Origin of the sequence: Burkholderia singularis (assembly GCF_900176645.1) — a bacterium.
GTDB lineage: Bacteria > Pseudomonadota > Gammaproteobacteria > Burkholderiales > Burkholderiaceae > Burkholderia > Burkholderia singularis.
This window is the reverse complement of record NZ_FXAN01000085.1, coordinates 1-22540: the sequence shown is the minus strand read 5'-3', so window position 1 is coordinate 22540 and position 22540 is coordinate 1. Positions and strand designations below refer to the sequence as shown.

At 63.3% G+C, this 22540-nt stretch carries 21 protein-coding genes; 11 read left to right on the top strand and 10 right to left on the bottom strand.

Translation table 11 applies throughout. The features are described from left to right. Positions 1 to 4 precede the first annotated feature (4 nt). The 5 genes from prfA to BSIN_RS18970 all read left to right on the top strand — a co-directional run bounded on the left by prfA (position 5) and on the right by BSIN_RS18970 (position 3989). Positions 5 to 1087 carry a peptide chain release factor 1 gene (gene prfA / locus BSIN_RS18990; RefSeq protein ID WP_059520642.1) on the top strand — a complete coding sequence of 361 codons (1083 nt, stop codon included), beginning with the start codon at positions 5 to 7 and terminating at the stop codon, positions 1085 to 1087. A 16-nt stretch (positions 1088 to 1103) separates the two neighbouring features. Further along, on the top strand, positions 1104 to 1952 hold the full coding sequence (gene prmC / locus BSIN_RS18985; RefSeq protein WP_089341598.1) for a peptide chain release factor N(5)-glutamine methyltransferase: 849 nt from the start codon (positions 1104 to 1106) through the stop codon (positions 1950 to 1952). An 89-nt stretch (positions 1953 to 2041) separates the two neighbouring features. Then, positions 2042 to 2353, top strand: a complete 312-nt coding sequence (gene grxD, locus BSIN_RS18980) for a Grx4 family monothiol glutaredoxin (RefSeq protein ID WP_059520640.1) — start codon at positions 2042 to 2044, stop codon at positions 2351 to 2353. A gap of 31 nt (positions 2354 to 2384) precedes the next feature. Continuing rightward, a complete protein-coding gene (locus tag BSIN_RS18975) occupies positions 2385 to 2984 on the top strand; it encodes a UbiX family flavin prenyltransferase (RefSeq protein WP_089341597.1) in 600 nt (199 codons plus the stop codon). A gap of 213 nt (positions 2985 to 3197) precedes the next feature. Beyond that, a complete protein-coding gene (locus BSIN_RS18970) occupies positions 3198 to 3989 on the top strand; it encodes a dioxygenase family protein (protein ID WP_059520638.1) in 792 nt (263 codons plus the stop codon). A 135-nt stretch (positions 3990 to 4124) separates the two neighbouring features. Here the strand turns inward: BSIN_RS18970 and BSIN_RS18965 are convergent, their stop codons facing one another. After that, complete coding sequence (locus tag BSIN_RS18965) at positions 4125 to 5723, bottom strand: APC family permease (protein ID WP_089341596.1); 1599 nt, start codon at positions 5721 to 5723, stop codon at positions 4125 to 4127. A 439-nt stretch (positions 5724 to 6162) separates the two neighbouring features. On the opposite strand from BSIN_RS18965, the gene BSIN_RS18960 reads away from it, so the two are divergent. Beyond that, positions 6163 to 6366, top strand: coding sequence for a cold-shock protein (locus BSIN_RS18960; protein WP_004196837.1), 204 nt, complete (start codon positions 6163 to 6165; stop codon positions 6364 to 6366). 277 nt (positions 6367 to 6643) lie between these two features. Here BSIN_RS18960 and BSIN_RS18955 read toward each other — a convergent pair whose 3' ends face one another. From BSIN_RS18955 to BSIN_RS18945, 3 genes are all read right to left on the bottom strand, one after another. After that, the gene (locus BSIN_RS18955) at positions 6644 to 7903 is read right to left on the bottom strand and encodes an Hsp70 family protein (protein ID WP_089341595.1); all 1260 of its coding nucleotides are present in this window, start codon (positions 7901 to 7903) and stop codon (positions 6644 to 6646) included. A gap of 416 nt (positions 7904 to 8319) precedes the next feature. After that, on the bottom strand, positions 8320 to 8925 hold the full coding sequence (locus tag BSIN_RS18950) for a nitroreductase family protein (RefSeq protein ID WP_059520635.1): 606 nt from the start codon (positions 8923 to 8925) through the stop codon (positions 8320 to 8322). 388 nt (positions 8926 to 9313) lie between these two features. Beyond that, positions 9314 to 10612 carry an MFS transporter gene (locus BSIN_RS18945; RefSeq protein WP_069233697.1) on the bottom strand — a complete coding sequence of 433 codons (1299 nt, stop codon included), beginning with the start codon at positions 10610 to 10612 and terminating at the stop codon, positions 9314 to 9316. 162 nt (positions 10613 to 10774) lie between these two features. Here BSIN_RS18945 and BSIN_RS18940 point away from each other — a divergent pair, with 162 nt between their 5' ends. Together BSIN_RS18940 and BSIN_RS18935 are read left to right on the top strand one after the other, a co-directional pair. Then, entirely contained in the window at positions 10775 to 11401 is a 627-nt protein-coding gene (locus BSIN_RS18940; protein ID WP_059520633.1) for a TetR/AcrR family transcriptional regulator, read from the top strand. Between the two features lie 68 nt (positions 11402 to 11469). Beyond that, positions 11470 to 12078: a DUF1415 domain-containing protein gene (locus BSIN_RS18935; protein WP_089341594.1), complete on the top strand. Its 609-nt coding sequence runs from the start codon at positions 11470 to 11472 to the stop codon at positions 12076 to 12078. A 54-nt stretch (positions 12079 to 12132) separates the two neighbouring features. Here the strand turns inward: BSIN_RS18935 and BSIN_RS18930 are convergent, their stop codons facing one another. The 6 genes from BSIN_RS18930 to BSIN_RS18905 all read right to left on the bottom strand — a co-directional run bounded on the left by BSIN_RS18930 (position 12133) and on the right by BSIN_RS18905 (position 17949). Further along, entirely contained in the window at positions 12133 to 12984 is an 852-nt protein-coding gene (locus BSIN_RS18930; protein WP_089341593.1) for a class I SAM-dependent methyltransferase, read from the bottom strand. 123 nt (positions 12985 to 13107) lie between these two features. Next, entirely contained in the window at positions 13108 to 14271 is a 1164-nt protein-coding gene (locus BSIN_RS18925) for a methyltransferase (RefSeq protein WP_089341592.1), read from the bottom strand. A 377-nt stretch (positions 14272 to 14648) separates the two neighbouring features. Continuing rightward, entirely contained in the window at positions 14649 to 15299 is a 651-nt protein-coding gene (locus BSIN_RS18920) for an ankyrin repeat domain-containing protein (RefSeq protein ID WP_256583880.1), read from the bottom strand. Positions 15300 to 15358: 59 nt separating this feature from the next. Next, on the bottom strand, positions 15359 to 16894 hold the full coding sequence (locus BSIN_RS18915) for a catalase (protein ID WP_089341591.1): 1536 nt from the start codon (positions 16892 to 16894) through the stop codon (positions 15359 to 15361). 202 nt (positions 16895 to 17096) lie between these two features. Continuing rightward, a complete protein-coding gene (locus tag BSIN_RS18910) occupies positions 17097 to 17264 on the bottom strand; it encodes a hypothetical protein (protein ID WP_369828207.1) in 168 nt (55 codons plus the stop codon). Positions 17265 to 17442: 178 nt separating this feature from the next. Continuing rightward, entirely contained in the window at positions 17443 to 17949 is a 507-nt protein-coding gene (locus BSIN_RS18905) for an LEA/WHy family protein (protein ID WP_059520628.1), read from the bottom strand. Between the two features lie 605 nt (positions 17950 to 18554). On the opposite strand from BSIN_RS18905, the gene BSIN_RS18895 reads away from it, so the two are divergent. The 3 genes from BSIN_RS18895 to BSIN_RS18885 all read left to right on the top strand — a co-directional run bounded on the left by BSIN_RS18895 (position 18555) and on the right by BSIN_RS18885 (position 21753). Then, entirely contained in the window at positions 18555 to 20708 is a 2154-nt protein-coding gene (locus tag BSIN_RS18895; protein WP_089341588.1) for a M1 family metallopeptidase, read from the top strand. A gap of 516 nt (positions 20709 to 21224) precedes the next feature. Next, on the top strand, positions 21225 to 21467 hold the full coding sequence (locus BSIN_RS18890; RefSeq protein ID WP_089341587.1) for a hypothetical protein: 243 nt from the start codon (positions 21225 to 21227) through the stop codon (positions 21465 to 21467). 43 nt (positions 21468 to 21510) lie between these two features. Further along, positions 21511 to 21753, top strand: a complete 243-nt coding sequence (locus BSIN_RS18885) for a hypothetical protein (protein ID WP_089341586.1) — start codon at positions 21511 to 21513, stop codon at positions 21751 to 21753. Positions 21754 to 22540 lie beyond the last annotated feature (787 nt).

Genomic DNA, 22540 nt, shown 5'->3' with positions numbered 1-22540 from the left:
CACCATGAAGACGAGCATGCAAAGCAAGCTCGACCAGCTTACAACCCGGCTGGCCGAATTGAACGATCTGCTAAGCCGCGAAAACGTCACCGCAGATCTCGACCAGTACCGGAAACTGACGCGCGAGCACGCCGAGATCGGCCCCGTCGTCGATCACTATGCGCGGTGGCGCACGGCCCGCGCCGACGAACAGGCCGCGCAGGAACTGCTCGGCGATGCGGCGATGCGCGATTTCGCCGAAGACGAGCTGCGCGGCGCGCGTGAGCGGATGAGCCGCCTCGAGGCCGAACTGCAAACGATGCTGCTGCCGAAAGACCCGAACGACGAGCGCAACATCTTCGTCGAAATCCGCGCGGGCACGGGCGGCGACGAATCGGCGCTGTTCGCGGGCGATCTGCTGCGCATGTATCTGCGCTACGCGGAGCGGCAGCGCTGGCAGGTCGAGATGATGTCGGAAAGCGCATCGGATCTCGGCGGCTACAAGGAAGTGATCGTGCGCATCGCGGGCTACGGCGCGTACTCGCGGCTGAAGTTCGAATCGGGCGGCCACCGCGTGCAACGCGTACCGGCAACCGAAACGCAGGGCCGCATCCACACATCCGCATGCACGGTCGCCGTGATGCCCGAGGCCGACGAGATCGGCGAAGTGGAGATCAACCCGGCCGATCTGCGCATCGACACGTTCCGCGCATCCGGCGCGGGCGGCCAGCACATCAACAAGACCGATTCGGCGGTGCGCGTCACGCATATTCCGACGGGCATCGTCGTCGAATGCCAGGACGACCGCTCGCAGCACAAGAACAAGGATCGCGCACTGAAGGTGCTCGCCGCGCGGATCAAGGACAAGCAGTACCACGAGCAGCACGCCAAGGAGGCGGCGACGCGCAAGAGCCTGATCGGCTCGGGCGACCGCTCCGAGCGCATCCGCACGTACAACTTTCCGCAGGGCCGGATGACCGATCACCGGATCAACCTGACGCTGTACAAGCTCGAGCAGATCATGGACGGCGATCTCGACGAATTGATCGCCGCACTTGTGAGCGAACATCAGGCCGAACTGCTCGCATCGCTCGGCGACGCGGAATGAGCGCCCGCGCCCTGCCATGAAGCCCGCGCCCGCCACCGTCGCCGAACTGCTGCGCGCGTCACCGCTCGACGCGCTCGATGCGCGCGTCCTGCTCGCGCACGCGCTCGGCTGGAGCCGAACGCAACTCATCACACGCGCCGACGCGCCGCTCGACGCGCACGCGCTCGCGCGCTATCGCGCGCTCGAGGCGCGCCGCGCAGCGGGCGAGCCGGTCGCGCAGCTCACCGGCACGCGCGAATTCTTCGGGCGCACGTTCGAGATCACACCCGACGTGCTGATCCCGCGGCCCGAAACGGAATTGCTCGTCGAAACCGCGCTCGACGCGCTCGACGGCATCGCGCAGCCCTGCGTGCTCGATCTGGGCACGGGCAGCGGCGCGATCGCGGTATCGATCGCGGCCGAACGGCCCGACGCGCGCATCTGGGCGCTCGAACGCTCGCCCGCCGCGCTCGGCATTGCGCGCCGCAACGCCGCGCGCCTCCTCGATCCGGCCCGGCCGGGCGGCCCGCTGCGATGCGTCGAAAGCGATTGGTACGCGGCGCTCGATCCCGCGCTGCGCTTTCACGTGATCGTCAGCAATCCGCCGTATATCGCGCGGCACGACCCGCACCTCGCGCAGGGCGATCTGCGCTTCGAGCCGCGCGGCGCGTTGACCGACGAGGCCGACGGCCTCGCCGCGATCCGCGCGATTGCCGCCGGTGCACCGGCGCGGCTCGCGCCGGGCGGCACGCTGTGGATCGAGCACGGCTACGATCAGGCCGCAGCGGTGCGCGCGATCCTCGACGCTGCGGGTTTTCGCGGCGTCACATCGCTCACCGATCTTGCGTCGATCGAGCGTGCCACGGGCGGCCGGATGGCCGGCTGAACGCCGCCGGCCACCTCGGTCCGCGCCGGCCGTCCCCCATGAAATCCAGTATCATTTCTCCTTCACGCCCAGCTACAGCAAGGTCAGCCATGGATACCCAACAACGCATCAAGCAAATCGTCGACGAAAACCCGGTCGTGCTCTTCATGAAAGGCACCGCGCAATTTCCGATGTGCGGCTTTTCGGGCCGCGCCGTGCAGGTGCTGAAGGCGTGCGGCGTCGATCAGTTCAAGACCGTCAACGTGCTCGAGGACGAAGAGATCCGCCAGGGCATCAAGGAATTCTCGAACTGGCCGACGATTCCCCAGCTCTACGTGAAGGGCGAATTCGTCGGCGGCTCGGACATCATGATGGAGATGTACCAGTCGGGCGAATTGCAGCAGCTCTTCGCCGCCGCGTAAGCGCGCCGGCCCTTTCTCCGCGTCTTTGTCGATGGAATCCCGCCCGGCGGCGCCGCCGCGGCGCTTGATCGTCGCGATCACCGGCGCCTCCGGTGCGATCTACGGCGTGCGCGCGCTCGACAAGCTGCGTGCGTCGGGCGGCGTCGAGACGCATCTGTTGATCTCGCACGCCGGCTGGCTCAATCTCCAGCACGAATTGCAACTCACGAAGGACGATATGCAGGCGCGCGCCGATGTCGTCCATTCGGTGCGCGACGTCGGCGCGAGCATCGCGTCGGGCGCGTTTGCGACCGACGGCATGATCGTCGCGCCATGCTCGATGAAAACGCTCGCGAGCATCGCGCACGGCCTGTCCGACAACCTCATCGCCCGCGCCGCCGACGTGACGCTCAAAGAGCGCCGCCGGCTCGTGCTGCTCGTGCGCGAAACGCCGTTCAATCTCGCGCACCTGCGCAACATGACGGCCGTCACCGAGATGGGCGGCGTCATTTTCCCGCCGCTGCCCGCGTTTTACGCCATGCCCAAGACGATCGACGAGATGGTCGATCACACGGTTTCGCGCGTGCTCGACATGTTCGCGCTCGGCACGCCGCACACCACGCCGTGGCCAGGGCTGCGCGAATTGAACTGACACGGCGCGCCGCCGCGATCGCCGCTTTGCCGCGGCCTCGACCGCCGATCGCGCTGTCCCCTATTTCCGGCTTGCCGACCAAGACTGCTTGCCGCTTGCCGCATCAATTAAATTCAAATACGACACAATAAAATCTACTTTTCGTATTTATCAATGAAATGAGCATTCTTATAGTCTGAACTCTATCGATATCAAGCGCGAAGCCCGATCATCATGAACCGTCTACCGTCGCTTTATCTGTCACACGGCGCGCCAACGCTGCCGATCGATCCGGCACTGCCGTCCGGCGCGTTTGCCGAACTGGGCGCGGCCCTGCCTCGGCCCCGCGCGGTGCTGATGCTGTCCGCGCACTGGCTGACGCAGCAACCGGTCGTCAGCACCGCGCAGCGCCCCGACACGATCCACGATTTTCACGGCTTTCCGCGCGCGCTGTACGAAATCCGCTACCCCGCGCCCGGTGCGCCAGACATCGCGGCCCGCGCGGCCGCGCTGCTCGCCGAGGCGGGAATCGAAACGGCGGCGCTGCCGCACGGGCTCGATCACGGCGCATGGGTGCCGATGCTGCTGATGTTTCCGCACGCCGACGTCCCGGTCGCGCAGCTTTCGATCCAGCCGCGCGCCGACGCCGCGCACCACTTCCGCGTCGGCCGGGCGCTGCGGCCGCTGCGCGATGAAGGCGTGATGGTAATCGGTTCGGGGCAGATCACGCACAACCTGCGCGCGGCCGACTTCTCGGCGGCGCCCGGCGAAGCCGACCCGCGCGTTGCCGAATTCACCGATTGGTTCGACGCAAAGCTCGCCGCGCGCGACATCGACGCGCTCGTCGACTACCGCCGCCAGGCGCCGCACGCGCTGCTGATGCATCCGACCGACGAGCACCTGCTGCCGGTGTTCTCGGCGCTCGGCGCGGCCGACGACGATTACCGGCTGCGCATTCAGCCGCTCGGCACCTACCAGCGCGTGCTCGCGATGACGAATTACGTGTTCGATCCGGCAACGGCCTGATACCACCGGCCTGATACGCGCGGGCGAGCCGCGCGAGCGCTACCAAACGGCACTGCAAAAAACAAAGCCCGCCCGGTACGACCCGGGCGGGCTTTGTTCATATTGCGCGGGCCGCCGGCGGCGGGCCCGCGCCGATTACGCGCCGATCCCTTCGAGAATCTCGTCGTGCGACTCACGCTCGTCGAGATACGGGGTGCGATAACCGGCATGCACGCCCCAGAAATAAAATCCGAGCGACACCACCGCCACCACCACCATATCCCAGCCATACGGCAGCACATCGCGGCCGCCGAACTCCTTGCTGCCGATCAGCGACAGCACGGCCATCGCGGGCAGATACGCGACGAGCCACCACGCCGCCTTCAGATCGGTGCCCCAGCCGCTCCAGCCGGCCTTGCCCTGATAGTAGAAGTACACCGGCAGCGCCACGACCATCAGCAGAATGATCTGCCCCGTCAGCGGCCACTTCGCCCAGTACAGGATCAGCGACGCGCACACGAACGCGAACGGCGCGATCAAGCCCATGCCGGGAATCGACAGCGGTCGTTCGAGGTCGGTTGCCGCGCGGCGCAGCGCCATCAGGCAGATCGGGCCTGTCAGGTATGAGATCACGGTCGCCACCGAGATCACCGCCGCAAGCGAGCTCCAACCGCGGAAGAAGAACAGGAAGATGAACGACACGAGCAGGTTGAACCACATCGCGTTGCGCGGCACACCGTACAGCGGATGCACGCTGCCGAACATTTTCGGCATCGTGTTGTTGCGCTCCATCGCGTAGATCATCCGCGTCGTCGTTGCCATATAGGTCGTGCCGGTGCCGCTCGGGCTCACGAACGCGTCGATGTACAGCAGGATCGCCAGCCAGTTCAGGTTCAGCGCGAGCGCGAGTTCCGCGAACGGCGACGCGAAATTGAAGTGCTTCCAGCCCTTGGCCACCTCGAGCGGATCGACCGCGCCGATATACGCGACCTGCAGCAACACGTAAATCACGAGCGCGATCAGGATCGACGAAACCACCGCGAACGGCACGCTGCGCGACGGATTGCGCGCTTCGCCCGCCAGGTTGACGGGGCTCTGGAAGCCGTTGAACGCGAACACGATGCCGCTCGTCGCCACCGCGGTCAGCACGGCCGACCAGCCATACGGCGCGAAGCTTTCGCTCGTGGTCATGCCCAGATTCTCGCTGTGGAAGCTCGTGAGCAGCAGGCCGAGAATCGTGAGGCCGGGAATCAGGAACTTGAAGATCGTGATCGCCGAATTCGCACGCGCGAAGAGCTTCACGCCCCAGTAGTTGAGCATGAAATAGACGACCACGAGCACGGCCGATAGCAACAATCCGGGTGTCGTCAGCTCGCCGTTGACGAACAGGCTGTGCGCCCATTCGTATGGCCAAGTGCTCATATATTGGATCGACGCCTCCGCCTCGATCGGAATCACCGAGACGATCGCAATCCAGTTCGCCCATGCGCTGATGAAACCGACGAGCGAGCCGTGCGAATAGCGCGCATAGCGCACCATGCCGCCCGATTCAGGGAACATCGCGCCGAGTTCCGCGTAGGTGAGTGCAATAGCCAGAATCACGACCGCGCCGATGATCCACGCGCAGATCGCCGCAGGTCCGGCGATCTTTGCCGCCTTCCAGGCGCCGAACAGCCACCCCGATCCGATGATCGAACCCAATCCGGTCAGCATCAAAGCGAACGGACCAATGTTCCGTTGAATAGAACTCTTCACAACCTCTCCTGTGTCTCACAAAAGCAGAGTCGGCATCACCGACGATCGGGCCGGATAACGCCGCACATGCATTCTTGAAAACGGGTCAGCCGATCAGGCGCAACCCGTCCGCGCGCGGCGCGTAGTTTAACGGTTGCACTGGAGATTGGCCGCAAAAATCGATCACCCCCTATAAAAAAACGATGACACTCGCAAGCTTTGTAAGTTAATTTAGGGCTACTTCTCAGCAATAACCCTGAGTTGTCGTCGATTCCGATTGACCTCGGCATCGAATAGTCGTATAAACGATGCGCAGGATTTCAAGCGGCGAGTGAATAGGTTCTTTCGTAGTTCGCCCATCAACGGTACTCCGGCTGGTCCCATTACCCCTTCCTTGATTTTCATGCGCTCCCCGGGCTTCGGCCCTGTCTCACATTTTTATTTAGGTTAGGAATACGTTATGGCAACCGGTACCGTCAAATGGTTTAACGACGCGAAGGGTTTTGGTTTCATTACGCCGGAAGGCGGCGGCGAGGATCTGTTCGCCCACTTCTCGGAAATCCGCGTCGACGGCTTCAAGACGCTGCAGGAAAACCAGAAGGTCGAGTTCGAAGTGAAGACCGGCCCGAAGGGCCTGCAAGCCGCGAACATCAAGCCGCTGTAAGCCGGCGCGAGATCTTCGCTGCACACGAAACCCCGCCTTGCGCGGGGTTTTTGATTGTTGGCGTGCGGTTTGCCGGCCGGCTGCACGCCTGCCGGCCGAGCCGAACGGGGCGAATGGACTGGCGTCTGGCCGCATCGAAGCCCTAACGGGCAAGCCCAGCCGGACTGAGCGCTGGTGGGCCGGATTAGGTCAGGCCGAACGAGCCGAGCCGAATCCGGATACCCGGCACGCCGCCGGCGGCAATGCGCCCGCGCCCCGGTTTGCAGCGCGCCATTGTTCAGCCAAATACGCGTTGCGCATGAATCCCGAGCCCCGTTGCAACGCTCGCCAGACGATCGCCGTGCACCGGCTGCGCATCCGGGAATGCCGCCGCGAGCGCGCCCGACAGAAACGCCAGCCCCGTGGAGCCGCCAGTGAAATACAGCGCGCCGACCTCGCGCGGCGCCACGCCCGCAAGCCGCACCGTCTCGCGCGCTGCATCGACGATGCGCGCGGTTTCGTCGCGGCTCGCATCGACGAGCTGCTCGGCGTCGAACGCGATCTGCAGGTCTTCGTCGACATCGTTCAAATCGATGGTCGTCTCGCCGCCCGTCGACACGCCGATCTTCGCCTCCTCCGCGCGCGCGGCAAGCGCATGGCCGAGCCGGTGCTCGACGACGCGCAACAGCCGCTCGAAGTGACGCACGTCTGTATACAGATGCTTCATCAGCTTGAGTTCGCCCACGCGCTTCGGCGTATAGACCGTATTGATCAGGTGCCAGGTCGCCAGATCGAAGTAAATGCGGTTCGGCAGCTCGCGGCCTTCCGGATCGAGCGCGCGGTAGCCGAACTCGGGCAGGATCGCCGACAGTTCGACGCGCCGGTCGTAATCGGTGCCCGCGACATGCACGCCGTGGTGCGCAAGCACGTCGTCCTTGCGCTCGAGCCGGCGCATGCGCTGCGGGCCGACGCGCACCAGCGAGAAATCCGACGTGCCGCCGCCGATATCCGCGACGAGCACGAGCCGCTCGGACTGCTGCCGCGATTCGTAGTCGAACGCGGCGGCAATCGGCTCGTATTGAAACTCGACGTCCGCGAACCCCACCGCCCGCGCGGCCGATTCGAGCTGCTGCTGCGCGAGGCGGTCGGCGCGCGGATCGTCGTCGACGAAGAACACCGGGCGGCCGAGCACGGCGCGGCCGATCTCGCTACCCGCGCAGGCTTGCGCCTTTTGCTTCAGATGCAACAGAAACAGTGCGATCACGTCCGTATAGGCGATCGCGGAGCCGTCGCCGAGATCGGTCGTGGTTTGGGCGAGCGGCGAGCCGAGGATGCTCTTCATTGAGCGCATCAAGCGGCCTTCGAAGCCGTCGATGTAAGACGCGAGCGCCGCGCGGCCGTAGTCGCGGACGCCTTCGTCGGTATTGAAGAAGATCGCGGTGGGCAGCGTCAATTGCTCGCCTTCGACGGGCACAAGCTGCATGCCGCCCGCGGTGCCGGCGCGCGGCAACGCGACGGCGGAATTGGACGTGCCAAAATCGATCGCGCAATAAGTCATCGGGCGGGCCGCCGACAGGCGGGGCAAAAAAGGGAGGACCGGCTTTTTATCACGAAACGGTCCTGCGTCACAATCGGGTGCCGGCCGGCGGGGAATTGGGCGGAAAACGGTTTTGGAACAGTTGGCCGGAACGCGCGACGGTGAATAAAAGGGGCCGATCAAGGCGGGACAGTGCGGCAGTCGGCGCGTCACAACCCCGATAGCCGGCGAATCGACGCCCCGAGCCATCAGTGACAAAGAACCGGCGCGATCCACCTGTTCGGTGGACAATCACGCGCCGGCGTGAACTGCGCCCGCCTCACCGACACTGCGGCTGACGAGCCCACCGGCCAAGCCGGGCGCCGTCTGGCCGCCCGGCCCACGCACAGCGGGCACGGCCCTCGTCACGGCGCACGCGGCCCGCCCGCCGCGCCCCGTCACGCCGCCGTCGAAAACGGTTTCTGCCACGCGTCGGCGTAGACGATCTCTCCAATCGCATGACGCGTGCGCGGCGCACGCTCGCGCTCACGCAGCACCGGGTCGAGCTTGTCGGCATCGCCGTAGTGGCCAAGCGAGATGATCGCGAGAATCTCGATATCGGCCGGAATCTCGAATGCGTCGCGAAATGCCTTCGTGTCGAAACCGCTCATCTGATGCGCGGCGAGGCCGAGCGCATGCGCCTGAAGCACGAGCGACAACGCCGCCGCGCCCGCATCGTAGGCAGCCGTGGGGTTGGGCTCGCCCTTCGTATTCAGCTTGCGGGCGGTTACCGCGATCAGCACGGGCACCGGCGCGGTCCAGCCCTGATTGAACGGCACCAGCGTCGCGAACGCGCGCTTGAACGCGGCTTCGTCCCGGCTGCGCTCGAACACGACGAAGCGCCACGGCTGCGCGTTGTAGCCCGACGGCGCCCAGCGCGCCGCCTCGAGCACCGCATGCAGATGCTCGGCGCTGACGGGCTCGTTTGAATACGCGCGCGGGCTCCAGCGGCCTGCGATCAATTCGTGGATCGAAACGGAAGTGGGAGCGGGTTTATCTGACATGCGTTTCCTCTCCAATAGAACAGGGCTCGATCGCCCGAAAAAGAAACGCCAGCATAACCGCTTGTCGTGTAACTTGCCGCATATTGCACGCGAAAGCAAATCGCCCGGCGCGCAAAGGAGCGAAGCGGGCGTCGGAGCCCGCGCCAGCCTTCGGCTTTGCGCCCCGTGCTCCCCCTCTTTGCCGTGTGCAGCCTGGCGCTCAGCCGCACAAAACCTTCGATGGTTCACATCCGGCGCCTTTAGTGCGGGCCGCGTGCCTCGCGAGCCGACCCAGGCTCTGCCGCTTGCCCATTACGGCGCTCGCACATTGCGCGCCCGTCAGGATCGCTGCCGCGGCTCGATCGGCGCAGCCGCCCTCGGGTCCGCCAAGCGAGCGCGCCCGATCCCGTCAAGCCGCGCTCGCCGACACTTCCACCCCGCGGCGGCGCGCCGATCCGCGGCCGATCCGTAGCACGATCAACGCGCCAGCGAGGCAAAGCCCGCCCGAGATCATCGACGCAACCGTGTACGTGCCGAGGCTCGCGCGCAGCATGCCCGCGCCCAACGCGGCAAATGCGGCGCCGAGCTGATGGCCGGCCACGATCCAGCCGAACACGACGGGCGCGGCATCCTTGCCGTATGCGTCGGTCGTCAGACGCACGGTGGGCGGCACCGTCGCGATCCAGTCGAGCCCGTAAAACATCGCGAAGAGCGGCAATCCAAAGAAATCGATGCCGAACGCGTGCGGCAGATAAATCAGCGACAAACCGCGCAGCCCGTAGTAGCAGAACAACAGCAGGCGGCTGTCATAGCGATCGGACAGCCAGCCGGACAGCGTCGTGCCGATCAAATCGAACACGCCCATCGTCGCGAGCAGCGACGCGCCCTGCACTTCGGTCATCCCGTAATCGCTGCACATCGCGATCAAATGCGTGCCGACATAGCCGTTCGTGCTCGCGCCGCAGATGAAGAAGCTGAAAAACAGCAGCCAGAAATCGCGCGTCTTCGCAGCCGATACGAGCGTGCCCAGCGCAACCGCAAGCGGGTTTTGCATGGCCGCGGCGCCGGTGCGGCCTGCGTCGGGCGGCTCGCCATAAGGACGCAGCCCGACGTCGGCCGGCCGCTCCGGCAGCAGCAGCGCGACCAGCGGCACCACGATCGCGATTGCCGCCGCAACCGTCAGCACGACCGGCCGCCAGCCATGCCGCTGCGCAATTGACGCGAGCAGCGGCAGGAAAACGAGTTGCCCCGTTGCTGAACTCGCGGTCAGCACGCCCATCACCAGGCCGCGGCGCGCGACGAACCAACGGTTGACGAACGTCGCCGCCAACGTCAGCGCCGCGATGCCCGTCGCACCGCCAACCATCACACCCCAGACCAGCACCATCTGCCACGTCGCCGTCATCATCGACGACAGCGCAACCCCCACGCCCATCACGCCGAGCGCGCCGAGGATCGTCGGCCGCACGCCGAAGCGCTGCATCGCGGCCGCCGCGAACGGCCCAGTGAGCCCGTAAAGCGCGATATTCACCGAGATGGCCAGCGAGATCGTCGCGCGGCTCCAGCCGAGTTCCCGTTCGAGCGGCACCATCAGCACGCTCGGCGACGCGCGCGTGCCCGCCGCCGCGAGCAGAACCAGAAATACCACCGCCGCCGCGAGCCAACCGTAATGGAAACGCCCGCGTATCCTGCCTGCCGCCCAATTCATGTCGAATCGCTCCTGGGGCCGACAGGCCGGCCTCGATGAGCCCGTCGGCAGTTGAGAGGAAAGATGCGCCGACTCTTGTTACCGACCGGTCACAAATTCGTTGCAATCCTAGTGACCGATCGGTAACATGTCAAGCGATCCATTTCGAAATCGGAATCACTGATGAGCACCATCGCCGCCAAGCCCTCAACAGCGCGCCGGCCCCGTCGCAGCGCTCAGGTTGCGGGAACTCTGGCGCAGCAGCATCTGCTGCGCGCAGCGCAAGAGCTGTTCTATCAGGAAGGGATTCGCGCAGTCGGCATCGAAGCAGTCGTCGAGCGTGCCGGCGTCAACAAGATGAGCCTGTACCGGCAGTTCGCGTCGAAGGACGAACTGGTGCTCGCCTATCTCGAGCAGATGGACGCGTGTTTTTTCGGACGCCTCGACGAAAGCATCGCCAAACATCCGGGCGATCCGAAAGCGCAACTCATTCAGTATTTCGACGATCTCGCGCAGCGCGCGCTCGAGCCCGGCTATCGCGGCTGCCCGTTCGTCAACGTCGCCGTCGAATTTCCGGAACTCGATCATCCGGCGCGCGTCGCGGTCGCCGACAACAAGACCCGGCTGATGGCACGACTCGTCGCACTCGCGCAAGCGGCGGGCGCGCGCGAACCCAAGGCGCTCGCCGACGCACTGGCGCTGCTGATCGAAGGAATCTACGCGGCGAGCCAGACCTATCAGCGGCAGGCAAACCCGATCGGCCACGCGCCGCGCATGGCGCGCCAGTTGATAGAGGCGGCCTGCGCATAGCAAACGGCACATGGCGCGCCCGCCGCGCCCCGCTACAATCGCGGCTTGACCGCTACGCCGCTTTGATCATGACCGACGCTGCCCGAACCGATGCCGACATTCTCGCGGCCACCCGCCATTGGCTGACGCGCGCGGTGATCGGACTCAATCTGTGCCCGTTCGCCAAAAGCGTTCATGTAAAACAGCAGATCCGTTATGCAGTCAGCCATGCGGCCTCGCTCGAAGCGGCGCTCGCCGATCTCGAAAGCGAGCTGCGGCTGCTCGAGGCGGTCGACCCGGACGAAATCGATACGACGCTCGTGATCTTTCCGGATACGTTCGACGATTTCGTCGACTACAACGATGCGCTCGGGTTCGCCGATCGCCTGCTGCGGCAACTGCGGCTCGATGGAACGCTGCAGATTGCGAGCTTCCATCCGCGCTACCAATTCGAAGGCACCGAGCCGGACGACATCGAGAACTATACGAACCGCTCGCCGTATCCGATCCTGCATCTGCTGCGCGAGGCAAGCATCGAACGGGCCGTCGACGCGTTTGCGGACGCGGCTGTCATCTACGAGCGCAATCAGGCGACGTTACGCCGCCTTGGCCATGCCGGCTGGCGCGAGTGGATCGCGCAACGCGACGGCGGCGAAGACCAGCAAGACCACGCCCACGGCGGCAGCGAAACGACATAATCCGAAGCAACGCCGCACGTGCGCCGAACGGCGCTGAGCCCATCGCACTGCGGCTCACGCATTCGCTGGTTGAGCGTCGGGGGCGAAGAAACGTGAGCGCAATTCCGCGAGGCCGAACATATCGAGGATTTCGTTCAAGCGCTCACTTGGCTTGCGGCGCGGCAAATCCTTGTATTGCGCGATGATCAGCTCGTTTTTCATCGAGTGCTCCCAGCCGACAAGCTCCGTCACGCTGACCTGATAGCCGTGCGCCTCGAGTTGCAGGCAGCGCAGTACGTTGGTGATCTGGCTGCCGAACTCGCGCGTATGCAGCGGATGCCGCCACACTTCGGTCAACGCATTCGCGAGCGATTTGCCCTTGTTCTTGCGCAGCACGCCGGCCACCTCCGCCTGACAACACGGCACAAGCACGATATGCCGGGCGCGCTTGGCAAGCGCGAAGCGAAGCGCGTCGTCGGTGGCGGTATCGCAAGCGTGCAGCGCGGTGACGACATCGATCGTTTGCGGCAATTGCGGCGACACGATCGAGTCGGCCACCGACAGATTCAAAAACGACATCCCACGAAAACCAAGCCGTGCGGCAAGCTCGATCGAACGCGCGACCAGCGGCTCGCGTGTCTCGATTCCATAGATATGCGAAGCATCGGCGGGCTTCGCCTTGAAGAACAGGTCATACAAAATAAAACCAAGATATGACTTTCCCGCGCCGTGATCGACGAGCGTCACGCCCCCCTTGTCGCACTCGACCTCGGCAAGCAGCGGCTCAATGAACTGAAACAGGTGGTACACCTGCTTCAGCTTGCGGCGGCTGTCCTGATTCATCTTGCCGTCGCGCGTCAGGATGTGCAGCTCCTTCAGCAGTTCGATCGATTGATCCGGACGGATTTCGTAAGTCTTGGTCGACATCGGGAAACGAACCGTCCGCTGCCCGGACGAGACGTCTCGAGCAGCGGCGCGGTATGAGTGCGTGGGTCAGGCGCACAGTTTACCGAAAACCGCGCGCGCCGCCCGGGCCGGCGCACGCGCGCATCAATTGCGTGCGACGAGACGCCAAAGCGACGTCGTCTCGGCGGCACGCGCGCGATGCAGCGGATCGCTCGGGTCCGACGCCTTCGGATGCACGGGTTTTGCGTCGTCGCGCCCCGCGACGCTCAGCCCCGCCGCGCCGATCCAGCCAAGCAGCTCGTCGCGCGTGCGCAAACCCAAATGCTCGGCAAAATCCGACAGGATCAACCACCCCTCGCCGCCCGGAGCCAGATGCGCGGCGAGCCCAGCAAGAAAGCCCTTCAGCATCCGGCTGTCAGGGTCGTAGACGGCGTATTCGAGCGGCGAGCTTGGCCGCGCAGGCACCCACGGCGGATTGCACACGATCAGCGCGGCCTGACGTTCGCGCGTACTCGAATGCGGCGCATCTGCTGCTGGAAACAAATCGGCTTTGACGATCTCGACCTGCGCCGCATAACCCAGGCGCGCGACATTCTCAGCCGCGCAGGCAAGCGCGCGCGGGTCCTGATCGGTCGCGACGACGCGCTGCACGCCGCGCGACGCGAGCACCGCCGCGATCACGCCGGTGCCCGTGCCGATATCGAACGCAAGCGCGTTCGACGGCAACGGCGCACGCGCGACGAGTTCGACATACTCGCCACGCACCGGCGAAAACACGCCGTAGTGCGGATGAATCCGCGCGCCGCCGAGCGCGGCGATCGGCACGCCCTTCTTGCGCCACTCGTGCGAGCCGACGATACCCAGCAGTTCGCGCAACGACGCGACCGAACGTGCGCCGTCCGGCGCGCCATACGCGTCTTCGCACGCCGCCCTCAGATCCGGCGCGCGCCGCAATGTCATCGAATAATCGGCCTCGAGCGGAATCAGCAGCATGCCGAGTATGCGGGCGCGTTGCGCTTGAGCGAGCCGATGCAGGTTGAACGCATCGATGCCGGTTGCCGCCTGCTTGCGCGGCTTGCGATCAATCCGGCGCGCAAGCGCCTGCAGCAGTTGCCGCGCATTCTGGAAATCGCCCTGCCAGACGAGCGCCGTGCCTTCGCATGCAAGCCGATAAGCGGCATCGGCGCTCGTGCGGTCGTCGGCGACGATGGCGCGGCGCGGCGGTTGCACACCCGCTTCGGAGCGCCAACGGTCGGCATGTTCGACGCCGTTCGCGTCGGTCCAATGAAATAGGGAAAAAGCAGTCACGGAGAATCGGCGAATATTGAATCGATAAGGGGACGATAAACGGCGCGATGCGCCATGCGGACGACACAGTATCGCGCTTTACCGCTCGGCCGGAAAAAAGCACACGTCACGCGGCAGGTATCGGAACCGGACGCCGGATTTTCCGTTGTCGAATGCGCGGTGCCACGCATTGCACGCCGTGCGTCAAAGTGCGAACGTCGTTCGCCGCCCCTTTCCTTCTGCAACCCGTTCCTGTCTCGCCATCGGCATCGGCCACGCCACACCGCACGCCGATTGCGCCGGCGCATCCCGATCATCGAGCACACGCCGGCAAACCGTGCGCCTTGACGATATGACGACGCGTCATGAACTTCCAGCGCCCGTGCCGCAAGCCCGCTCTATGGATGCAACCGCAGCGTGATATCCGCATTCGGCGTGGCCCCCACTTTCTCGAGCGCCGTCACGGCGGCCATATTGCCTTGCAGGATCGCCGTCTGCAGCACCGTGTGGCCGAGCGCGTCGACGTGGTCCGGATCGGCGCCGCGTGCGACGAGCTGGGGCAGCCAATCGAGGCGGCCGAACATCACAGCGAATGACAACGCGGTCTGCCCCGCATGGTTCGTCTGATCGATCGGGCAGCGCGTATCGATCAACTGCGCGGCGATCGCCTCCCGGCCCCTGAAAAGCGCGCCCATCAGCGCGGTGTTGCCGTAACGATCGCCGGCGCAAGGATTCGCACCGGCGCGCAGCAGATAATCGAGCGCGGCGGGCTGATCGCGGTAGGCGGCAAGAATCACTGCGGTATAGCCGTCATGCGTCGTCGCGTCAATCGGATAGCCCGCGTTGACGAGCGCCTGCAAAATGTCGACGCGGCCAAGACGCGCGGCGTCGAACCATTGCTCGTCGTAGCGGCGGGCATCGGCCGCCGAATCGTGCGAGACAGATACGGCAGGCGACGCAACCGGATTGGACGATGCGCATCCCGCGACGAGCACCGCCGCGAGCGCGGTGCACGCACAACCAAGAAGAGAACGTAATCGCTTCATCATCGTGGCATGCCCGCGCATCTCGCACGGGCTTATCGGGTTTGAACAGGAAGGAATGCCGATCAATTCTCGACGAGCTTGTCCGCCAACGATTTCACGCGGGACAAGTCCGCATGCGTCGCGCGTGCAAGCCGCGCGCCGTAATCCGCGTCGGCCTTGTAGAAGTACGACAGCATCGTGTACTTGTTCGCTTCGTTGGTCACGCGATTCAGATCGGCCGACAACGCGCTCACCAGATCCTGCTTGTCTTGCACCGACAGCGTCCGGTAGTACTCGCCCGCTTGACGGAAATTGAGCGTCTTGCGAATCGCCGCTTGCTGCGTCGAGCCGGAAAGCGGCGTCTCGACCGGCTTGTAGCGCGGGTTCTGCTCAATCTCATGCAGCGTCGACGGCTCATAGTTCACTTCGCCCTTGCGATCGCCGGCATTCATCGCACCGTCCTGATTGTTGCTGACAACGGGCACGCGCGGACGATTGACCGGTAATTGACTGAAGTTCGCGCCGAGCCGGTACATCTGCGTGTCGGCATACGAAAACAGCCGGCCCTGCAGCATCCGGTCTTCTGACGGCTCGATGCCCGGCACCATCCGCGACGGTGCGAACGCCGATTCCTCGGTCGTCTCGAAGTAGTTGTCCGGCACGCGGTTGAGCGTCAGCGTGCCGATCCTGCGCTCGGGCACACCGGTCCAAACCTTCGTGTCGTCGAGCGCGTCGTAGTCGAACTTGCCGAGATCCTCCGGGTTCAGCACCTGGATATACAGATCCCACTTCGGATAATTGCCGGCCTTCAGCGCGCCATACAAATCGTTCGTCATCAGATTCCAGTCCGCGCCGATCGAGCCGGGAATATCCTGCGGCCGGATGCCGCGAACGCCTTGCAGGCTCTTCCAGTGGAACTTCACGTAATGCACGTTGCCCTGTGCATTGACCAGCTTGAACGCATGCACGCCAAAACCGTCCATATGCCTGTACGAATCGGGCATACCCTCGTCGGTGTAAAGGCGTGTGAGCATGCTCGTCGCTTCTGGCGTATGCGCGAAGAAGTCGAACGCGAGATTCGGGTCCTGCACGCCGGTCACGGCGCTTGGCTTGTTCGCGTGAACGAAGTCGGGAAACTTGATCGCGTCGCGGATAAAGAAGATCGGCCAATTGATGCCGACGAGATCCCAATTGCCCTGCGTCGTATAAAACTTGACGGCAAAGCCGCGCGGATCGCGCGCCTGCTCCGGAGAACCGCGATAGCCCATCACGGTCGAGAAACGCACGAAAACCGGCGTGGTCGTGCCCGGCACGAAGACCTTGGCAAGCGTCAGATCGCTGATGTCCGCGCTCGGCACGAATTCACCGAAAGCGCCGGTGCCGCGTGCATGCACGACGCGCTCGGGAATGCGTTCGCGATCGAAGCGTTGAAGCTTCTCGATCAAATGCGAATCCTGCAACAGCGTCGGGCCGCTTGGCCCGGCAGTCTGCGAATTCTGGTTGTCGCCGACCGGCGAACCGTTGTCGCGCGTGAGATTCTCGGCATGCACCGAGTACGAGAGCGCGACGCACAGCGCGGCGACCACGCTCTGGAGCGTTCGATGAACAGGAACAGACATTGTTTGAACTCCTTGACGACAGTCATCGGTAATGGCCGTGCCATTACACGTGATTGATCGATGGGATTCCAATTGATATTCGATATGCAGCCAATAGCGACGCCGCATGCGGCGAGGCGCCGATCATTCGCCCGGGCGCAGAGTGAACGGCCGGCGCGGGTTTGCAAGCGCTCAAGCTCTCTTGCTTCGGCTGTACGATCCGTCATCTGCCTTGCGCGTTGAACCAGCCCAGCCCGACCGGCGCGTAGCCTGGTGTTGAGGCGGCAGCCGCAGCCGCCGCTTCGCCGGCATTGGGCCATGCCGGATAGTAGGGGCTCGACGGCGATTGATAGGTGCCGGCGATCTTTGGTGCGCCGGGCGTACCGGTCATTACCGTCGCAGTTATGAATAGAAATCCTATTTAATGATCCAGCAACGACAACGCATCGGCGAATGCGTCAGCGGAAGGTCACCCCGGCTCCCCAAGCTGGCGCAGCCGCACCGATCGACTTTCTCGATAAACGCGCGCGTATCCCGCTTCCCGCATCGAAAGCGGCAGTAACACTGCGTCAATAGTTCCGAATCGGCGTGGACGGCGAGGCCGGCAAACTCAACGTGCCCGAATCGGTAAAACGAGCGCCGCCGAATACGCCCGCCGCGAGCTTACCGCGCAGCACATAGGGCAGTTTGCCCGCGGACGTCACATCCGGTAGCCCAAACGCCTGCCGTGCCACGGAAAACGCCGATACCGTGACGGGTACGCTCAGCACCTGCTCGCCGAAGCGCGGCACCGTGCCCTGCGCATCGCTCACTCCGCTTGCGAACGGCTTGCCGTTCAGCTCGAGATCGAGCGCGACGCCGTCGTAGTCGATCGGCGCATCGTTCGGATTTTGCACGCGCAGCTTCAAGTTGAAACGCATTTCAAGCCCCTGTCCGGCGAGCGGCTCGATGCCGACGACATTCACGCGCACCGGATCGCGCATCGTCAGCGCGGCACAGCCTCCGAGCGTGAGCAGCACCGTAAGTATGGCGAACAGTTGACCGGCAACCCGGCGGGAACGACTCAGTGCGCGCATCGGCGAAGAACCTCGATAGCAGTCCATAGGAGCGTGCATTGTACCGACCCGGGTTGGAGCGAAGCCGCCACCATGCGCTGCAGCATCTCAATTCGAGACCGGCATGCCACGCGCCCGGATCGGTGCTCGGCTCACGTCGATCATCAGCCGAAAATGCTTATTAAAAATCAATAAGAATGAATGATGCCGATGATGAAATTGGTGGAAGGAATCGGGTCGTTCCATCTCATCAAATTTTTTTTGATTCCTTTACGTATAGCCATCAAGTATATTGGATCATCTTTCGATTCGCCTGACACACCCCAACGATGCTGGACGAATCCGTCGCCTCGCGACACGGCGCGGGACGGGCTTCCTCCAGGCCACCCATGGGTTGGCGGGCAACGAGAGCCGCCGGCGCGTCCCTCACATCGCGACCGGCCACCTTTCACAAACCAGAATCAAAAGGGGGCAATAAACGATGAGCTTCTTCACGTAAACAATCCGAAATCGTTTCGAATATCACTGACGTCATTCGCTTCACCGTCGCTCGACGGTGAAGGCGGATTATTGTCTGTCGAATTCGCACAAGACTAAACCGCTGTCTTCTAATTCGAGGCATTACTATGTGGATAAACGATCGTAGATTTCGGTATCTGCCGCTGCTTGGCGCGCTCGTGCTGGCAGCCTGTGGCGGCGACGACGGCGGCTCAGGCTCCGCCGTGTCGTTCGGTGCGGCACACAGCCCATCGAGCAATTCGACGAGCAACGCGACCAACGCCGCGCCCGCGGCAACCGCCGACAAGAGCACCAAACCCGTCGAAATGCCCGACACCGTCGTACCCGTCAACTACAAGCTATGGTTCCGTCCGAACGCGGATCTGAACCAGTTCGACGGGCGCGCGGATGTCGAGATCAAGGTGCTCAAGCCCGTCAATGCCATCGTCGTGGCCGGCCATCGGATCAAGTTCGCAAACGGCAGAACGACGCTGCAGCCCGGCAATGTGCAACTCATCGCCACGCCGCAGGACAAGGGGGATTTCTACCAGCTTCGCCCGGTAAGCGGCCAGATCGCACCGGGCAACTATTCGCTGCACATGGAGTGGCAGGGAATCATCAACTTCAAGTCTTACGACGATCCCGTCAATCACACGGGCGGCAGCTGCGGCAACGATCCGTATCCGGGTTGTTCAGCCGCCGAAGGCGTCTTCCGCGTCGACCTGAAGGGCACCGACGGCTCGACGAGCGGCGCGATCCTCACCCAAGGCGAAACCAATCTGTCGCGTCAATGGTTCCCCGGTTGGGATGAACCCGCGTTCCGCCCCACTTACGAAGTAACGGCCGAAGTCCCGCAGGCATGGCGCGTCGTATCGAACGCGGCCGAGAAACCGTCGGTGAATGTCGGCGGCGGCTACAAGCTGGTGTCGTTCGAGAAGACGCCGCCGATGCCGTCGTATCTGCTGTTCTTCGGCGGCGGCCAGTTCGACGTGCTCGAAGACGATTTCACGAGCCCGTTGCCCGATAGCCGCGGCCTGCACCTGCGCATCTTCACGCCCCCCGGCATGAGCGAGTGGGCGCGCCCCGCGATGCAACGCACGAAGCAGGCGCTCGATTATTACTATCGCTACACCGGCATCCCGCTGCCGCTCACGAAGTTCGACACGGTCGCCGCGAACGACGCATTCAAGGCGGAGAAGAATTTGAACTTCGGCGGCATGGAGAACTGGGGAGCCATTCTCGAGTTTGCGGACGACATCCTGCCCGAACCGGGCAAGCCGATGTCCGACTATGGCGACACGGTGCTCACGCACGAAGTTGCGCACCAATGGTTCGGCGATCTCGTGACGACCGACTGGTGGGACGATGTTTGGTTGAACGAATCTTTTGCGAAGTTCTTCGAAACGAAGACGTCGATTCAGTTCTATCCGGACAAGTTCAACTGGCTCAAGGTGATCGATCGGAAGTATCGCGTAATCAATAAGGACATCGGACCGGACGCGTTCCCGGTTCAGCCGAACTTCAACGGCTGGGCGTCGAACGATTTCGTGCTGAGCGCGAGCTCGTTTACCTACTACAAGGGCAGTTACGTGCTGAAGATGCTCGAGGGCTACCTCGGTGAACAAACGTTGCGCAAAGGGCTTCAGCAATACCTGAACGCATACGCATTCGGCAACGGCACGCCCAAACGCCTGTGGGACGCATTGTCCGCCGCGAGCGGCCAGCAGATCGGGCCGATCGGCGACAGCTTCGTGCGCCAGACGGGCATTCCGCTGCTGTCGCTCGACACGCAATGCGATCTGACGAAGAACCAGAACGTCGTGACGCTCAAACAGGCGCCGTTCCCGAATAAGAACCAGTACCCCGGTTCGCAGTGGACGATTCCCGTCACGCTGGCATACGGCAACGGCCTGACCAACCGCAAGACGCTCGTGCTGAAGGACACGCAAACGCAAATCCGCGTTGACGGCTGCTCGGCCGTGGTGGCGAACCCAAGCGGGCTCGATTACTACGTGACGAACTACAGCGACGCCGCGTGGAGCGCGCTCCTTACGCAGATCAACAGCTCCAGCGATCCGGTGCTGCTCGCGAACCTGAAAGCCGAGGCGGGTCTGCTCGTCAATTCGAACCTCGCACCTGCGTCGCGTCAGACGAGCATCTCGTCAGTTGCGTCACCGGCTGCGATCAAGCTGCGGCAGACGCCGAACGTCGATACGGCGTTCGAAGGTCCGGTGTTGCGCTACCAAGGCAAGTTCACGCCGCGGCGGCAACGCGCCGAATAAATCGCTCGCCGATCATTCGTAGCAGCGGCGCGGCACAGCGCGCGAAACGGGCCTCCAGTTGGAGGCCCGTTTTTTATTATCTGTAGCGCCGGAAGATCACTGTCTCATAAAAAAGAGAAGCACTGCGTCGTGACATCTGGATGACACGACCGTCATTTTTATCGGACACCTACACATTTTCTTAATATTCCTCAAGCGCTATCCACCCATTCTTTTATCTTTCTCACTCTCTTTTGAAATTGTTTAACACAACTTATTCCTTTGAAGCTGCGCGCCATCTCACTTTAATGATGAGTACGCTACCGAACTTTTCGTTGCATGCCGACCTTTGATAATGCGCAGCAAGACGATTTCATTGGTAACGAGTTGTCTTTGGTTGGATCACGCCGTAGCGCACGCGATTGCTTGCGCCTACGACGCGATCTTGAAATTGATTCGATTTGTCGCGTTTCATTCACCAAGCGCGCAGGTCTACCCCGCCAGAGGGGCCATCTGGCAATTACTAGGAGAAGGGCAATGCAAGAACTCACTCTGCAAGAGATCGATCTGGTTGGTGGCGCTCAAACTGGTGGCGGCCTGATCGGCGCAGTCACGGGCCTGATCGGCATCTACGGCCAAGGCCTGTACGATCTCGGCGCAGTGGTCACGGACCAACTGGCTGGCGGCCTCATCGGCGCGGGCAACATCATCCTCGGCCTGCCGGGTCAAGTGATTGGCGGCATCGTCAACGGCATCACCACGGGCGTGGCCCACGGCTAAGCCATTTAACATTCGTTAAGAATATCTTTTTAGGAAGACGATCATGCAAGAACTCAATCAACAAGAAATCGCAATGGTTGGCGGTGCTGACCTCCTGACGGGCCTGTGGACCGGTGTTGTTCTGGCCGCGCAAAACACCATCAGCACGGTTGGTGGCGCTGCTTTCAACTTCGGCGTGAACCTGACGGATACGGCTGGCGGCATCCTGGCCGGCGCGACCAACGTCCTCGCTGGCGTCGCTACGGCCACGATCGGCACGGTCGCTGGTGCACTGACCGGCAAGTAATCGCCAGTCAAGGCGAGACTTACCAGGCGCTGGCGGCAATCCGCCAGCCGCGCCTGAACGAGTCGGACCAAACGCGTGCCCGGCCTTAGCGCCGGGCACGCGTTTTTATTTTCATCGTCAGCCGCGCAACGCCGCCTCTGGCGAGTGCCCGAGCGACCTCCAACTGCCGGCACAATCTCAACGTCTCCGGTTTCCCTGCCCGCGCGAGCCGTGTGCAACGTCTCGTTCGATTGCCTACCGATTCGATCGTTAAATAGAGGAAAACTCATCAAATATGGTTAAAACGTAGGCCGACGCGCTTTCCTCTTTCGCCGCACTCCGATAAGTTTCGGGATAGCTGCTGCGCAATCTCGAGCGGTGCCTGTCCGGGATGGCGAATGCTACCGCGCTCATCGCGTCCTCATGGCGCAACATCGCTCGGACATCGGACGCCGCCTCGTCATCATGTCGCTTGTCAAAACATCGACTCGACACCTACGTTAATCGGATATGCAAAAATTCACTCGAGCGGAATCGGGGTCATGCAATATGACGCTTTATTGCAGATACAACCCGCATCGAGCCACGGCAATCATCGAACAGTTCGCTACGCTTGCGACACGGCGCTCGAACGCCACGCTCGCAACCAACGTCACGCTTAATAAGCTAATTTCGGCTGTCCATTCATGACGCCCAACACACCTCTCTTCCGCCCTGCTGCGCAAGAAGCCCAACGCACGCAAACGCTGGGCGAGATCGTGCTGATTCGGCCGGTATCGTTCGCGGTCCTGACCACCGCGGCCATCGC